Below are 16,219 nucleotides of genomic sequence, written 5' to 3'. Positions count from 1 at the left end.
CGATGCCGCCCGAAACTACGCCCAACTTCCTCGACCCGCAGACGCTCGCGGCGATCAAGACGATCGACTTGCAGGCGCGGATCATCGTCGAGGGGTTGATGAGTGGTCAGCACCGCTCGCCGCAGCAGGGCATCTCCGTTGAGTTTGCTCAGCACCGCCAGTACACGCCCGGCGACGACACGCGGTTCCTCGACTGGAAGATCTACGGCAAAACCGACAAGCTCTACCTCAAGCAGTACCAGCAGGAAACCAACCTCGATCTGGTCCTGCTGCTTGATTGCTCGGGCTCGATGGGCTACACCTCGCTGACCAAACAGCAGTCCGGCTGGACGAACCACTGGACCAAATGGAATCACGCGGCCTGCGTGACTGCGGCGATGGCCAACATCGCGCTACGCCAGCAAGACCGCGTCGGCCTCACGCTCTTCGCCGACGACGTGGTCAACGGGTCACGTCTCAGCAACGCCCAGAACCACTGGAAGACCATCGCCCAGCTCCTGCACCGGGCCGAGCTGGTGAAGGAAGACAACGAAGAGCCGGTGCCAATCGACAACACGCACACGCACACCGACCTCGAGCAGATCGTGGACCGCACCGTGGCTCGGCTCACCCGGCGCTCCTTGGTCGTGCTCGTCAGCGACCTTTTCGACGACCCCGAGCACCTGGAAAAAGGCTTGGCCCGACTGCACCACCGCCACCACGACGTGATCATCCTCCAGGTGATGGACCCGGCCGAGCTCAGCTTCGACTTCCGCGACGCCAGCGAGTTCGTCGGCCTCGAAGGCGAAGGCAAACTCCCGCTCGACCCCGCGGCGCTGCGCAACGCCTATCTCGACGTCGTCCAGAACCACCTGCTGGGCATCGAACGCGTGGCCCGGAAGTTCGACTACGACTACCTGCTACTGAAAACCGACGAAGCATTGGGACCGCCGCTCAGCCATTTCCTCGCCCGGCGTTCGGCGTTGATCGGAAAGGGATAAGCAGGATGTTGGATCTTCGATGTACGAGGTGTGATATCGGAGAGCTGTTTTTCGTGCAACGACATCGGACATCGAAGATCCCAGATCGCACATGATTACTTCTCTCGCACAACTCGCCGGTCTCTTCACCGCCCCCGCGCTCGCGGTGGCCGGGGCGGCGTGTGTGGCGATCCCGGTGATCATCCACCTGCTCTCGCGTACCCGGCGGACGCGCGAGGAGTGGGGGGCGATGCGGTTCCTCCGGCTGGCGTTCAAGAAACAGAAACGCAAGCTGCGCATGGAGAAGTGGCTGCTGCTGCTGACGCGCTGCGCGGTCATGCTGATCGCGGGGCTTGCGTTGGCCGGGCCGTTGCTGTCGGGGGTGTGGGGTGGATCGGCCACAGGGCTAGGCAGTGGGCGCACGGTTCACCTGGTGCTCGAAGACGGGCTGAGCACCCGCGCGGCGGTGGGCGAAGGGGTGCGCTTCGATCAGCTCAAAGCCACCGCCCTGGACCTGCTCGATGGTGTGTCGCGCAACGACACGGTGCAGCTTTGGGTGACGTCGTCGCCCGAGGAGCCGCACCCCGCGACGCCGTCGCCGACGCTGGACCACGGCAAGGTCCGCAGCACGCTGGAAGAACTCGAACCTGCTTTTGGCCGATCGACCATGGCCGAGCTGTTGCCCCGGGTCGCCGCGGCGATCGATGCGGAATCGAGCCGTACCCGTCCGCCGCCGGTGGTGGCGTTGCTCAGTGACTTCGCGCGGGGCGCGGATTATCTCGAACAGGCGTTGCCCACCGAGCTGGCGACGCTGGGCGAGCGTGCGACTTTCGTGGTGACCCGGCCGGACGTCGGCTCGGGCAACCTGCAGATCCAAACGCTGCGTCCCCGCCGTTCGTTGCTGCTCACCGGGCAGCAAGGCCCCATGCTCTCGCCCGACGAACAGGGGCCGGCCCCGAGCGTGTCGGTCGAAGTGGTGGTCCGCCGGTTCGACGGCACCGCGTCCGCCGCGGCGGGTGAGGTTGAGTTGTTTCTCACCGCGCCCGATGGCACGACGCTGCCCGCGGTGACACGCCCGGTGAACTGGTCGGCCGGCCAGTCCACCGCCACGCTGAGCGTGGATATCCCGCTCGCCTCGTCGGAAGCCGAGAGCACCCCGATTTACAACAGCGGCCAAAGCGGGATGTGGACCGTCACCGCGGTGTTGGCCGGCGAAGCCGGGGCGGCGGACGCCGTGAGCGAAGACGACCGCCGATTCGCGGTGGTCGAGGTCCGCTCGCAACTCAGCGTGGGTGTGGTCGACGATGGCGCAGCGGGCCTGGGCGGCACGGGGCTCAGCCCCGCGGCGTTTGTGCGGGCCGCGCTGAGCCCGGAAGAGACCGGCCAACGTTTTGCGGTGGTAACCGAGAGCCTGCTGCCCGCCACCATGGATGCCGATCGGATCGAGCGCTTGGACGCGGTACTTGTGCTCCGGCCCGATGCGCTGGGCAACGCCGGGTGGGGTGCGCTGGCGGACTTCGCCCGTGCCGGAGGGTTGGTGTGGGTCTTTCCGCCCGCCACCCTTGAGCCCGCAGCGCGGGACTGGTTCAGCCTGATGCGCACCGCGATGGAGGTGGACTGGCAGCTCGATGAAGAGGCCCCGGTCCGTGTCGCGGCGCCGGGCCAAGCGATGCGTTTGGACAGCGACGCCCGGCCGCCCTCCGAACTATTGCTGCTGTCGGCCGACTGGTCGGACTTGCTCGGGCCGGTGCGCATCGATCGGTCGTTGGCGGTGGCCACCACTCAACCGGACGAGGCGTGGATCACCCTGGCGGACACGCTCCAACCCGATGCGACCTCGGAGCAAGACGATTCCTCGGCCGCGCAAGCCGGCGTGTTCCTGGCCTCGGCGGGTGTGGGGGAAGGGCGGTTGCTGCTGACCAGCGTGGCGGTGGACGCGGGTTGGTCCAACCTGCCGACCAAGCCGGTGTTCCCGGCGTTGCTGCACGACGCGTTGCGCGGCGTGCTGGGCGATGTGTCGGCCACCGACGAATCGCTTGCCGGGCAGCCGCCGACGCTCGGCACGGCGTGGTCCGCGGTGACCCGGTTGAAGCGGGTGGGTGGCGAGACGCTCGTGCAACGCTTCGACGACGAGCCGTGGACCGCGATCGACGAGCCGGGGGTTTACGGCCCGAGTGCCGACGGCCAATCGGTGACCTCCGGCGAACGTGTGGCGGTGAACGTCCCGGCCGACGCGGGCGACGTGCGGGCGGTCAACGAAGCCCAGCTCGCGGTTTGGCTCGACGGCTTTGGCGCGTGGGACTACCTCGACGCGGACGACCCGGCTTCGGTGATGGTGACCGCCGAGAAACGCACCAACCTGGGTTGGGCGCTGCTGTGGGTGCTGTTGGCTTTGGTGCTGATCGAGATGTTGCTGGCCCGTTGGTTCAGCCACGCCGAGTCGCCCCGCCGCGGACGTGCGGGCCAGGTCTCGATGGACCGGCGTGCCAGCGATCGCAACCCCAAGACCAAGAAGAAATGGAGCCCGTTCGGACGTGCGGCGGTGTGGTTGGGCGCCGCATGGACGATGGCGATGCAACCGAGCACCGCATCGGCCAACTCGGGTTGGGACTCGTGGCTCGGGTTGGATGAGGTGAGCTTCGCGGAGGCGACCGCGATCGGCTGGCGGTTCCCGCTGCCGGCCTGGGCGTGGGTGTTGATCGTCACCGGGTCGCTGCTCGCGGCGTGGTGGACCTACCGCCGATTGCTCGGGCCGGTGTGGGCCCGGGCGTTGCTGGCGGGGCTTCGTGGCTTGCTGTTGGTGTTGATCGCGGTCTTACTCGCCGGGCCCGAGGTGGTGCGGACCGATGAGACGGTGGAGGAAGACGTGCTGTTGGTGCTGGTCGACCGCAGCGCCTCGATGACGGTGGCGGACACGTCGGGCGGGGCGGACGGATTAGTCAGCCGCGAACAGGCTTTGCGCGACGCGTTGACGGATCAGGGCCAGGTATTCGGCGAAGAACAACTCGGGCGCGGCCGACAGGTGGCGTGGATGGGGTTTGGGGAGCAGGCGTTTGAGCTGGAGTCGCCGGTGGGTGATGCGGGGCTTGACGCGTTGGGTGAGCCGGGCGATCAGAACACCGCGTTGCGCACCGCTTTAGAGGCGGCGATGCGTCGGGGCGCGGGTCGGCCGATCAGCGGCATCGTGCTCATGAGCGACGGCCGAAGCCCCGAAGCCACCGGCACGGACCTGCTCGCCAAACTCGAACAGCAATCGGTGCGGGTGTACAGCGTGCCGTTGGGCGCCGAGCGGCTTCCGCTGGACCTGGCGTTGTCCCGGGTCGATGCGCCGACCACCGCGTTCATCAACGACACGGTGCCGGTCACGGTCGTGGTCGATCAGCCCAGCCTCCGCCCGGGGGACGAACCGATCGACCCGTCGCGTATCGCCGTGCGACTGATCGACACCGAGACGCAAGACGTTCTCGACGAGAAGACGCTTGAAGACGTTGGGCTCGGGCAGCCGCTGCGGCTCGAGGGTCAGTCGAGCCAGACCGGCGAGATGCCGTGGGCCGTCGAGGTGGTGTACACGCCGATCGATGCTGCTGCGGACGACGACCGCGAGCTGAACCTGACCAACAACAAAGAGTCGTTCGCGGTGAACATGATCGATCGGCCGATCCGCGTGCTCTACATCGAGGGCTACCCGCGGTGGGAGTACCGCTACCTCAAGAACATGCTTATTCGCGAGCAGTCGATCGACTCGAGCATCATGCTGCTGAGTGCGGACCGCGCCTTCGCTCAAGAGGGCGACACGCCGATCACCCGCCTGCCCAACTCCGACGAAGAGTGGCGGCGGTACGACGCGGTGATCATCGGCGATGTCCCGGCCGAGTCGATGAGCCCCGAACAGCGGAAGCAGTTGCACGACCTGGTGTCGCAGCGCGGTGCCGGTGTGCTGTGGGTTGCGGGCCAGGGCAGCATGCCGTCGACTTACTCGGCGACGATGTTGTCGGACCTGCTTCCGATGCGTGACCCCGAAGCGGTGTCGCTTCTGCCTTGGGCGCGGGCCGCGGTGGTGCCCACGCCGTTGGCCGACACGCTCAGCGTGTTGCAGCTGCGTTCGGTGGATGCGGGGGAAGACGCCCAACCTGGCTGGCCGGAAGACCTGCCGGGGCTGCGCTGGGTGCAGGATTTGGGTGAGCTCAAGCCCTCGGCGGAGGTGCTGGCCAACGTGATGCCGAGCGGTTCGGAGGAGCCGGGCGATCAGCCGCTGGTGACCCGCCTCCGTTTCGGCTCGGGGCAGTCGTTGTATGTCGCGACGGACGAGACCTGGCGTTGGCGTTACGCCCGAGGCGAGGTCTACTTCGAACAGTTCTGGGTGCAGCTGGTGCGCATGCTCGGCCGAGACGCGGCGACGCGGACCGACCAACCCGTTCGTCTGGCGGTCTCGACACGCAGCACACCCGTTGGCGGCACCGTGGTCGTGGACCTGGACATCGAAGACGCGGCGCTGCTGGCGCGAGACCTGCCGAGCGTGAAGGTTGCGGTGCGTCGGGCGGACGATGCGCTCGAGCGTGACCTGGCGGAGTTCGAGCTGCGCCCGGCCTCGTCGGTCACATCATCCCTGGACGAAACCAGTCGGCGTTACACCGCGCCTTGGCTCGCCAATCTGCCCGGTGCCCTGGAACTCGTGGCGACCGACCCGGCGTTGTCCGGCCTGGACCTGCGGGTACCGCTGGATGTGATTGCGTCGGACGACGAGATGCGTCGCGCCGAGGCGGACGTGCCGCGGCTGGTGCGTCTGGCCGAGTCGACGGGGGGGCGAGTGGTCCCGCTCAACGAATTGAGTCAGCTCGCCGAGCCCGGCGTGGTGCGGAATTTGGCACGGAAAACCGCCAACGATGTGGCCGAGCCCATCTGGAACTCGGCCCTGGCTTTGGTCTTGGTGGTGGTGCTCATCACCCTAGAATGGATCGGTCGGAAGCTGGTGAGGTTGGTGTAGTAGGGATTTGGGTGTTTGGGACCTAGGGACTTAGGCTCCGACGTCGAAGTATGAAAAGCAAGCCCTGCGTTACCCAAGTCGAATTCACTATGAACGTTAGAACATGAACCCAAGTCCCTAAGTCCCTAACACCTAATTCCCAAATCCCCAACACCCATGCAACACATCGCTAGACAACTCGAACAGGTGCGCCGGCGGGGTCGGGTGTTGCTGGTGTTGCAGCGGCTGGCGCAGGCGGTGGCGGTGGTGCTGCCGGTGTTGATTGTGTTGGGGGTGGTGGACTTCGGGTTGCGGCTGCCGGGTTGGATGCGGGGCGTGATCGGGCTGGTGTTGTTGGCGCTGGGACTGAGCTGGCTGGTAAGGCGTCTGACGGCGGCGTGGCGGTTCGGGCCGAGTCTGAGCGCGTTGGCGTTGCGGGTCGAGGCGATGGTGCCGCACCTTTCCGGCTTGCTGACCAGCTCGCTGGAGTTTGGTCTGGCGCCCGAGCGTTACGCGTCGCCGGCATCGACCGCGGCGATGGCGCAGGCGACCGTGGCCAAAGCCGAACAAGAACTCGCCGGGGTGCGCGTGGGCCAGATCGTTAACCTCGAGCCCACGCGCAAGCGTGCGATGTGGTTGGTCGGAGCGGTGGCGTTATTTGGGATCGTGGCGGCTTCGGCGCCGACGCACAGCGCGATCGCCGCGTCGCGTTGGCTGATGCCGTGGAGCGACACGGCCTGGCCCAAGCGCACCCAGGTCAGCGGCGGCGAGCTGCCTGCGGCAGCGGCGATCGACAGCCCGGTGGAGTTTTCCGCCAGCGTCGGCCGCGGATTCCGCCCGGGGATGCGTGTGTGGTTGAACCTGCAATCCGTTGACGTCCAGGGGCAGCCCACGGGCGCGCTGTCCCCGCAGCGATTGCTCATGACCGAACAACTCATTAGCGCCAACGTGGAAGAAACCGACAGCGAGACCCCCGGCGAGTTCAAGCTGCAGTGGCGGGCTCCGGCGGACCTGGTCCGTCAGGTCTCGTCGGGTGATGCCGCCTCGGCGAAAGTGCAGGCGTGGTTCGAAGCGGGCGACGACCTGACCGAGCCGCAGGTGTTGACGCTTGTCGCTCGGCCGGCGTTGCAGTCGGTGGTCGCCGAGGTCGAGCCGCCGGCCTACGCCGCGGGTTTGGCGGCGCCGCAGACCGTTGCCCTTCATGAACAGTCGCAGCGCATCGCCAGCGTCACGATGTTGGCCGGGGCGCAGGTGCAGCTGACGCTGGGCTTGAACAAGCCGTTGCCTGCCGAGGCGCTCGAGCCCGAGGTGCTGGTGCCGGGCCTGGTGTCGATCCCCGACCTTGTTATTGATCAACTCGACCCGCGAAGCGTCGTGCTCGGCTTCACCCTCAACGAAACCACCCAGACCCCGATCACACTCACCGATGCCCACGGCCTGACCCAGGCCACCGAACGGCTCGTCCGATTCGAGGCCCTGGAAGACCGTCAACCCGCGGTCACCATCCTCGAGCCCTCGGCCGATGCCTCGGTGTTGGCCACGGCTTTGCTCCCGGTCTCGGCGCAGGCGAGCGACGACGTGGGCATCCGCGCGTTGACGATGCACGCCGAGCACCCCGATCGGGTCGAGGTCGAAGACGCGGTCGACCCCAACCAACCCGGGAAGCGTCTGCCCTTGGCTGAAGAAGTCGCCCGCTCCGAGCAACTCGCCGCCGAGGCCACGCTTGATCTGTCCACGCTTCCGCTGCGGGTCGGCGACGTCGTCACGGTTCACGCCAGCGCGCAAGACGTTTTCGAGCTCAACGGCTTCCGCCACGACACCGCCCAGGCGACGCCGCGTCGGCTGAACATCATCGACCCCAATACGCTTATCGATCAGGTCCGCGCCGACCTCGCCGGAGTTCGCCAGCAAGCGCAGCGGCTCGAGCTGCAGCAGGAACAACTCATCAAACGCCTGGAAGACGACAACCCCGCGCGGCTGCAGTCCGAGCAGGCGCGGGTGACGCGGGCGGTCGAGAGTCAACGGCAACAACTCAGCCGGGTGCAGGATCGATTGCGGCTCAACCGGCTGAACGATGCGACGCTCGATGAGTTGATCCGCCAGGCCGATGCGTTGGCCGAGCAGGCGCAGCAGGCCAGCGAGCAGGCCCAGGAAGACCTGCAAGACGCGGCCGAAGCGCAGTCGTCCGGCGATGCTGAAGACGCGGGTGACAGCGACGCCCAGCAAGCGAAAGCCGAAGCGAGCCAGCAGCAGGCCGAGGCACGCGAACGCCTCGAAGACCTGGCGAAGCTGCTGGACCAGGGCCGTGATGCGTTGGGGCTCAAGCTCGAGTTGGCCCGCCTGAAGGCCGAGCAGGAAGCGCTGGCGCAAGACACCCGCGAGCTCTTGCCGCGCACGGCCGGCCAGCCGATGGACCAGCTCTCCGAAGAGATGCAGCAGGCGCTGCAGGAACTGGCCGAGCGTCAGGAAGCCCTGGCGGAACAGGCTCAGGACGCGGTTGAACGGTTGCAGAGCAGTGCCGAGTCGTTGGCGCAGCAGGGTGAGTCGGACCAGGACCGCGCCGCGGCGGAAGCGATGGCCGAGGCGGCGGCGGTCGCGCAACGGCAGGGGCTTGGCCAACAGATGAGCCAGGCCCAGCAAGGCCTCGAGCAGAACCAGTTGTCGCAGGCCGGCTCTTCGCAGATGCAGAGCCTCGACACGCTCGACCAGATGATGCAACAGCTCGGCGAGCAGGATGAGCTTCGTCAGGAGTTGTTGCGTCGCCGGTTGTTGGCACTCGAAGAGCAACTGCGTCGCTTGATCGAGGGCCAGACGCTCGCCAACGTGGCGCTGGAGGCGACCCCCGCCGATGCGTCCGTGGAAGAACTGGCCAACCTCGCCCCGGATCAATCGAATCTGTGGGTGCGGACGATCGCGGTGCAGACCGAAGCGGAAGCCGACCAGGAAACCGCCGAGATCGCGCCGATCGTTGCTAAGGCGGTGGAAGCCCAGGCCGCGGCGTTGACGGGATTGCGTGGTGGTGGGCGCGAAGACGCCCAGGCCGGGCAACGCGTCGCGCTCGAACGGCTGGAAGAAGCCCTGGCCAAGGTGCAGGAAAAGCAGGCCGAGAACGAGCAGGACCAGACCCAGCAGGAACGCGATGAGCTGCGTCAGAAATACCTGGAACTCGCCCAGCAGCAGAAGGAGTTGAACTCGGAAACCGCCGAGCTGCTGAAAGAGGTCCCCCTGTCGCGCAAGACCCGGGCGGCGTTGCGTGGCCTGGCGAAATCGCAGAACGAGATCGGCGACGCCGCGGCCGAGCTCGGGAACAAGGTCGCCAAGACCGTCGTGTTCCAGAAGACCCACGAGATGATCGACACCGCCAGCGGCGAGGCGGCGGGCAAGCTCTCGCGTGGGCAGGGTGACAGCCGGGTGTTGCGACAGCAGCGTCAGACCGCGTTGCTGCTCGAGACGATGGCCGAGGCGCTCGATCAATCGGGCGGGCCACAGGAATTTGCCGAGGGCGGCAGTAGCTCCGGCGGTGGCGGTGGCGGGCCTCAACCGCTGATCCCGCCCGCGGCCGAGCTGAAACTGCTGCGGGGCGTGCAGCAGTCGGTCTATGATGAGACCAGGGCTCTGGCCGACACCGTGCGTACCCAGCCGACCGACGAGCAGGCGGAGTTGCTCACCGATCTGTCGGGCCAGCAACGGGAACTCTCGGGCCTCGGCCAACGTCTTATTCAACAGATGCAGCAACAGCAGCAGCCGGGGGCCCCCGCACCATGAACAACCGCACGCACAGCTTGCTTCTCCAACCAACGCGCCGCCGAGTGCGTCGGGGGGCGTCTGTGCTGGTCGGGGTGCTGGCGTTGGCGTGTTTCAACCCGGCTGGGGCACAGGACCAGCCGACGCTGGACGAACTGCTCGACCTCGAACCCGCGGCACCCGCCTCGTCGGAGGACGCCGCGCCCCCGACCACCGAGACGGCGCCCATCGATGAGGTTGAAGAAATACTGAGTGGCACCGAGGCGGCCGACGCGTTCGAGCAGGCCGTGCGGGACATGGACCGCGTGGCCGATCGTTTGGGAGACGAGCGCGACCCGGGTCTCGACACCCAGCGTCTGCAGGAAAGCATCCTCGCCCGGCTCGACCAGCTCATCGAAGCCGCCCAGCAGCAACAATCCAGCTCGTCCTCTTCGTCGAGCAGTTCTGGCTCCTCGTCCAATCAGGACAGCAGCGCCCAGAACGCCGGCCAGGAACAAGGCCAAGAGCCCGGCGAACAACCCGGACAAGCGCAAGGCCAAGAGCCCGGCCAAACCCAGCAGCAAGCCAACGGCGAAAACCCCGGCGGCTTCTCCCCCGGGCAGGTCGGCCCGATCGACCCCGGCCAGGGGGCGATCGACGAAGTCCGCATCGAATGGGGCGCCCTGCCGCCGCGCCTCCGCGACGAACTAACCAACGGCCTCGACGAACCCTACAGCCCGGTGTACCGCAACCTCACCGAAGCCTACTACCGCCGACTGGCGGAGGAGGCTTCCGAGTGATGAGTGAACAGTTACGAATGATGAGTGCCAAGGCAAAACGCGGTATCCGCGGTTGGCTGCTCTGTCTGTTACTCATCACTGTTCACTGTGCACTCATCACTCCGACGCCCGCGTCGGCGGATGTGGGTCGAGGCACGGAAGAAATCAACTTCGTCGAGATCACCCCAGAGCTGCGCAAGTCCATCGACCAAGGCCTGGCGTTCCTGGCGACAAGGCAGGCCAACGACGGCAGCTTTGGGCAGGACCGCTACGGCAAGCACGTGGGCATCACCGCCATCGCGGGCCTGGCGTTTATGGCCGACGGCCACCTGCCCAACCGCGGGGCCTACGGGCCTAACGTCGAAGCCGCGCTCAACTTCGTGCTCTCCAGCGCGACCGAGTCCGGGCTCATCGCCGCCGACACGTCCCACGGCCCGATGTACGGCCACGGTTACGCCACGCTGTTCCTCGGCGAGATCTACGGAATGACCGGCGACGCACGCGTCCGCGAGGTCCTGCTCAAAGCAGTACGCCTCATCGTCGACACGCAGAACCACGAGGGCGGTTGGCGGTACCACCCGCAGCCGTTCGATGCGGATATCTCGGTGACGATCACGCAGGTCATGGCGCTGCGATCGGCGCGCAACGCCGGGCTGAGCGTGCCCAAGGAAACCATCGACCGGGCGATCACGTATGTGCGTCAGTGCCAGAACCCCGCGGACGGCGGCTTCCGCTACATGCTCACGGCCGGCGGCTCGGCGTACCCGCGGTCGGCGGCCGGGGTGGCGAGCCTGCAATACGCGGGCATCTACGAAGACGACGCGGTCACCGACGGCCTGCAATACCTCGTCCGCGCTTCGCGCGGCCTGGGCGCGCAGGGCGGCGGCCACTATTTCTACGGCCACTACTACGCGGCCCAGGCCATGTTCCTCGCCGGCGGCGGGTACTGGTCGGAGTGGTTCCCGCGGATGCGTGAAGAACTGATCGATCGCCAACAAAACTCCGGTGCCTGGTCTTCCAACCACGGCGAGACCTACGGCACCGGCATGAGCCTGCTGATTTTGCAGATCCCGAATCGTCTTTTGCCGATATATCAGAGATAGGACGATTCCACTTTTCTCAGGAGTTGGTTTGTTCCACCGTTGTTTTCATCCGAAATTTCGCTGTGCCCGGACGAGTTTGCTCGTCGGGGCGATGCTGATGGGGCTTTTCGCGGTGCCGACCGTCTCCTTTGGTCTGACTCAAGCGCTGCTTACCGGGACCGACCTGGAGACCCGGATGGTGGAGGTGTCGGGCCTGAGCGGCGACACCCTGAGTTATTACGACGACAACCGTTGGCTGACGCAGGGCAGTGTCGCCGAGTATGTTCGGATGATTCCGGTTGTACCTGGCCATCTGTCGCGCCCGTACCACGAGGCCGCTTCGCAGCAACGCATCTGGCTGGTCAACGGCCAATCGTTTTCCGGGCAGTGGACCGGCACCCGCAGCAACGGCGAAGTCATCGAGTGGGCGCACCCCGAACTCGGAAGGTTTGCTTTTGGTCTCGACAATGTGCGGCTGCTCCGCCTTTCGTCTTCGTCCCTCAATCTCGGGCGGGTGTTAACGGATCCGCCGGACAGCGACACGGTTTACTTTGTCAACGGCGATCAGATCACAGGCTTTGTCATCACCGTTTCGCAAGACAGCGTGGTGTTGATCCCCGACGGCGGCGATAACGAGATCGGGTTCCCGGTGTCGAACATCGCTGCGGTGCAGTTTGCGAATCCCCCGATCGAATCGGCGAACGAGGGCGACACGGTGGTGCTGAGAGACGGCAGCCGGTTCAGTGCTAAAGGCTTAAATATCCAAGGCGACCTGATCACGCTGAGCCCGACCCTGTCGCCGATGGATGCGGCGGTTGAATTGACGTTGAACCAAGTGATGGCGATCGAGTTCTCGGCGTCGGGTCTGAAGCTGGACAACCTGTATCGCCAACCGCAGGAGGTGTTGTCCGGCGGGGCGGTGTTCGGCAGCGACTGGGTGCCGGGCCAAGAGCAGGGCGGCTTCGGCATGCACGCCCCGGTCACGGTGAAGTTTTCCCTGCCCTCAGGCACCCAGCGGTTTTCGACCCAGGCCCGCCTGAACCTCCCCGAGGGATTGCCCCGGGAGCGTGCGGTTTTGGCCGACGTGGAGCTGCGCGTTTACCTCGACGGGCTCGACACCACGCCGATCGTCGAGGCACGGCTCGATGCCGAGAACCCCCAAGCCCCGATCAACGTGGTCCTGGAACCGGGTCACGAGGCGCTGATTATCGAACTCGACCCGGCGGATAACGGCCCGATCCTCGATCGCGTTTTGCTCAAGGGCGGTCAGCTGCTCATCGAAGCCCCCCGGCCTCGCCCCGGCACCGGTGACGCGACGCGGTAGCCCCACGCCGAGCAAACTTACTCCCTGCTAACACGTCGCGTCGGTACACTGGTTTGCCGCGAAGAGCGATGTCTGTGCCCGCCGTGCTGTTCGGTGAGTCGATCCCGCCCGCATTCTGTCCACCACGCCCACGCCATGTCCGACACGTCCACCCCCGACACGAAACCCGCTCACGCCGCGACGCTTCCGATCGACGCCCCGCCCGCCGAGGGCGAGTTCCTCAACCGCGAATCGAGCTGGCTGGAGTTTAACCGGCGGGTGTTGCACGAGGCGCTGGACGAACGCACCCCGCTGCTCGAACGCGTCGGCTTTCTGGCCATCTTCAACTCCAACCTCGACGAGTACTACCAGAAGCGCGTCGGCGGGTTGAAACGCCAGATCGAGGCGGGCCTGATGACGCGTACCGTCGACGGGCTATCGCCCGAGCAGCAGATCGAGATGATCCGCGAGCTGGTGATCCCGATGCTCGACGTTCAGGCCCAGTGCTTCACCGAAGTGGTCAAGCCGGCGCTGAAAGCCAAGGGCATCCACCTGCTGGCCTGGGAAGAACTCAGCGACGCGGAGCGTGAAGAAGCCAACGAATACTTCATGACCAACCTGTTCCCGGTGGTGACGCCGCTGTCGGTCGACCCCGGGCACCCGTTCCCGTTTATCTCGAACCTCTCGACGTCGCTGGGCGTGATGCTTCAGCACCCGGTGGTCGAGAAGAACGACCCGATGATGTCGCCGATCCAGACCCCGTCGGTCGACGGCGAAGCGGAGCTCGAAGACAACGCCGGCCGTATGCAGTTTGCCCGCGTCAAGGTGCCCCAGGTCCTGCCGAGCTGGGTGAAGCTCGCCGGCGACGACGGCCAGGACAAGTTCATCAGCACCGAACAGGTCATCCGTCACAACCTCGACAAGCTTTTCGACGGCATGATCATCAAGCACGTCGAGCCGTTCCGCATCACGCGTAACGCCGACGTCGAGCGCGACGAAGAAGACGCCGAGGACCTGCTGGAGCTGATCGAGCAGGAGCTGCGCGACCGCCGGTTTGCCGATGCGGTTCGGCTGGAGACCGACGACGCCCCGTTCCACCCGATGAACCATTTCCTGATGCAGGAGCTGGGGCTGCAGCAGGACGACGTTTACCAGATGCCCGCCGAGCTGGACTTCAACGACCTTTGGGAAATCCACGGCAGCGTCAACCGGCCCGACCTTAAGTACGAGCCGTGGACCCCGATGGTCCCGACCCGCCTGGCCGACGTCGACTCGAACATCTTCAGCGTCATCCGCAACGGCGACATCCTCGTCCACCACCCCTACGAGTCGTTCAGCGCCAGCGTTGAACGCTTCATCCGCCGCGCCGCGACCGACCCGGACGTGATCGCGATCAAGCTGACGCTCTACCGCACCGCGAAGGACTCGCCGTTCATCCCCGACCTCATCAAGGCCGCCGAGGCCGGCAAGCAGGTCGTCGTGCTGGTCGAGCTCAAGGCCCGCTTCGACGAAGAGCGCAACGTCCAACTCGCCCAGCGCCTCGAGAAGGCGGGCATCCACGTGGTGTACGGCGTCGTGGGCTACAAGACCCACACCAAGACCTCGCTGGTCGTCCGCAAAGAAAAAGACGGCCTGCGCACCTACGCCCACATCGGCACCGGCAACTACAACTCCAAGACCGCCAACCTCTACACCGACCTTGGCCTGTTCACCTGCGACCCCCGCATCACCGGCGACTTGGTCGAGGTGTTCCACCTGCTCACCGGCCGATCGCTCAAGCGCGACTTCAACCACCTGCTCATCGCCCCGACGAACATGCGCAAACGCTTCGTCGAGATGATCGACCGCGAGATCGCCCACGCCCAGGCCTGGAAACAAGCCGGCAGCCACGAAGACGACCGCCCGCTGATCGTCGCGAAGATGAACAGCCTCGAAGACCGCCGGATGTGCCGCAAGCTCTACGAAGCGTCCAACGCCGGGGTCAAGATCCAGCTCATCGTCCGCGGCTTCTGCACCCTCCGCCCCGGCGTGCCCGGCCTCTCGGAAAACATCACCGTCCAGTCCGTCATCGGCCGGTTCCTCGAACATTCGCGCATCTACCACTACCGCAACGGCCAGGGCGTCACGTCCTACGACCCGACCCAGGTCACCGCCAAGACCTCCGGCAGCGAAGAGACCGGCCGCGGCGGCAACGCCGAGTACTACATCGGCAGCGCCGACTGGATGTACCGCAACCTCAACAACCGCGTCGAGTGCATCACCCCGGTGTACGACCCGGCGCTGCAGGCCAAGCTCAAGACGATCGTCGACACGATGCTCGCCGACCACCGCCAGACCTGGGACATGGACGCCGAGGGCAACTACACCCAGCGGACCCCCCCGAAGATCACCGAGAAAAACGCCGCCACCCCCGCCGTCGTCGGTACCCATCAACACCTGATGGACCTGACCCGGCTGGAGCTGGCCGACGGGTAAATTCAGTTACGCAGGCTCACCCCGCCGTACGGTCTCGGTGCGATCGAACGGCCAATCCACCAAGCCCCAAAGCCAGCAACGCCACGCTGCTCGGCTCGGGGACCATGCCGCCGACGGTTTCCGAGTCGGCCCCGAAGATGTCGGTGTCCTGGAAGTGGACCGCTAGATGTACCGGCGGGGTGTTGTTGGGTGTCGATAGCTCCGGCACCAGATCGCCAACCAACAAGCCACCGGCGACCGTGAGCGAGAACGTCGCGGCGGTCAGGATGCCGTTGCCGGGCGGCCCGCCGCCGTTGCCGAAGCTGACACCGGTGTCGAAGGACGCGCCTCCGCCGCCAGCGATCGAGGGGTTCGGGCCGAGCAGGGTGAAGGTGCCGATGGGGCGATCGCTGGTGCCGCCGGAGTTGCTCAACACCAGGTCGTTGGCGTTGATGGTGTCGGGCAGGTTGAAATAGAACTCGTGGATATCGCCGCCGGAAAGATTGGCGGTGTTGGCCGTGATGGTGACGTCCACCAGCCCGCCGTTCTGGACGAGCATGACCGTGCCAAAGCTGGTCGTACCCCCCGGGCTGTTGCCGTCGAATTCATAAACCAGATCGATGGTCACCCCCGAACTGGTGGCCACCCCAAAATGCATCAATAAACCAACCACCAACCCCAGTAAACACCAACGACGGTTTAAAACCTTCATGGCGACCTCCGTACACATGCTGTGAAAATCCTTGTCCACCCTCAAAGTATCACGGCCCGCCATAAACGCCCTAAGGAACATCCCTGAACTCAGCCGGTTTATGAACTTCCAGTAGTCAACATGGGAAAACTGCACGATTTGGGAGATTCACCATCAACGCGGTTTGATATTTATTGATAATTAAATATCATTAAGCGCCCTTGCGCTCGGCCTCACCCTCCCGCCTCGGGTTGCCGGAGATCAG

At 65.7% G+C, this 16,219-nt stretch carries 8 protein-coding genes; 7 read left to right on the top strand and 1 reads right to left on the bottom strand.

Features of this window, described 5'->3' with window-relative positions:
- Window positions 1-2: 2 nt before the first annotated feature.
- The 7 genes from HNQ40_RS07190 (at window position 3) to ppk1 (ending at window position 15,284) form a co-directional block, all read left to right on the top strand.
- Complete coding sequence (locus tag HNQ40_RS07190) at window positions 3-980, top strand: DUF58 domain-containing protein (protein ID WP_184677202.1); 978 nt, start codon at window positions 3-5, stop codon at window positions 978-980.
- Window positions 981-1,071: 91 nt separating this feature from the next.
- Window positions 1,072-5,943 (top strand): BatA domain-containing protein, encoded by a 4,872-nt coding sequence (locus tag HNQ40_RS07185; protein ID WP_184677201.1) that lies wholly within the window; start codon window positions 1,072-1,074, stop codon window positions 5,941-5,943.
- A 156-nt stretch (window positions 5,944-6,099) separates the two neighbouring features.
- A complete protein-coding gene (locus HNQ40_RS07180) occupies window positions 6,100-9,687 on the top strand; it encodes a hypothetical protein (protein WP_184677200.1) in 3,588 nt (1,195 codons plus the stop codon).
- Window positions 9,684-10,445 (top strand): hypothetical protein, encoded by a 762-nt coding sequence (locus tag HNQ40_RS07175; protein WP_184677199.1) that lies wholly within the window; start codon window positions 9,684-9,686, stop codon window positions 10,443-10,445. Before HNQ40_RS07180 ends, HNQ40_RS07175 begins: the two co-directional genes overlap by 4 nt.
- A gap of 20 nt (window positions 10,446-10,465) precedes the next feature.
- Window positions 10,466-11,527 (top strand): prenyltransferase/squalene oxidase repeat-containing protein, encoded by a 1,062-nt coding sequence (locus HNQ40_RS07170; protein WP_221435410.1) that lies wholly within the window; start codon window positions 10,466-10,468, stop codon window positions 11,525-11,527.
- A 112-nt stretch (window positions 11,528-11,639) separates the two neighbouring features.
- Window positions 11,640-12,830 carry a hypothetical protein gene (locus tag HNQ40_RS07165; RefSeq protein WP_184677197.1) on the top strand — a complete coding sequence of 397 codons (1,191 nt, stop codon included), beginning with the start codon at window positions 11,640-11,642 and terminating at the stop codon, window positions 12,828-12,830.
- A 135-nt stretch (window positions 12,831-12,965) separates the two neighbouring features.
- Complete coding sequence (gene ppk1, locus HNQ40_RS07160) at window positions 12,966-15,284, top strand: polyphosphate kinase 1 (protein ID WP_184677196.1); 2,319 nt, start codon at window positions 12,966-12,968, stop codon at window positions 15,282-15,284.
- A gap of 16 nt (window positions 15,285-15,300) precedes the next feature.
- On the opposite strand, the gene HNQ40_RS18595 is transcribed toward ppk1, so the two are convergent.
- Complete coding sequence (locus HNQ40_RS18595) at window positions 15,301-15,909, bottom strand: PEP-CTERM sorting domain-containing protein (protein WP_184677195.1); 609 nt, start codon at window positions 15,907-15,909, stop codon at window positions 15,301-15,303.
- Window positions 15,910-16,219: the final 310 nt, after the last annotated feature.

The organism is Algisphaera agarilytica (genome assembly GCF_014207595.1).
Classification (GTDB): Bacteria; Planctomycetota; Phycisphaerae; order Phycisphaerales; family Phycisphaeraceae; genus Algisphaera; species Algisphaera agarilytica.
Note: the sequence above shows the minus strand (reverse complement) of the source record. Positions and strands in the feature narration are given on the sequence as shown.

Coding starts and splice junctions, on each gene's coding strand:
- HNQ40_RS07190 (WP_184677202.1), top strand. CDS start 3: ATGCCGCCCGAAACTACGCCCAACTTCCTCGACCCGCAGACGCTCGCG.
- HNQ40_RS07185 (WP_184677201.1), top strand. CDS start 1,072: ATGATTACTTCTCTCGCACAACTCGCCGGTCTCTTCACCGCCCCCGCG.
- HNQ40_RS07180 (WP_184677200.1), top strand. CDS start 6,100: ATGCAACACATCGCTAGACAACTCGAACAGGTGCGCCGGCGGGGTCGG.
- HNQ40_RS07175 (WP_184677199.1), top strand. CDS start 9,684: ATGAACAACCGCACGCACAGCTTGCTTCTCCAACCAACGCGCCGCCGA.
- HNQ40_RS07170 (WP_221435410.1), top strand. CDS start 10,466: ATGAGTGCCAAGGCAAAACGCGGTATCCGCGGTTGGCTGCTCTGTCTG.
- ppk1 (WP_184677196.1), top strand. CDS start 12,966: ATGTCCGACACGTCCACCCCCGACACGAAACCCGCTCACGCCGCGACG.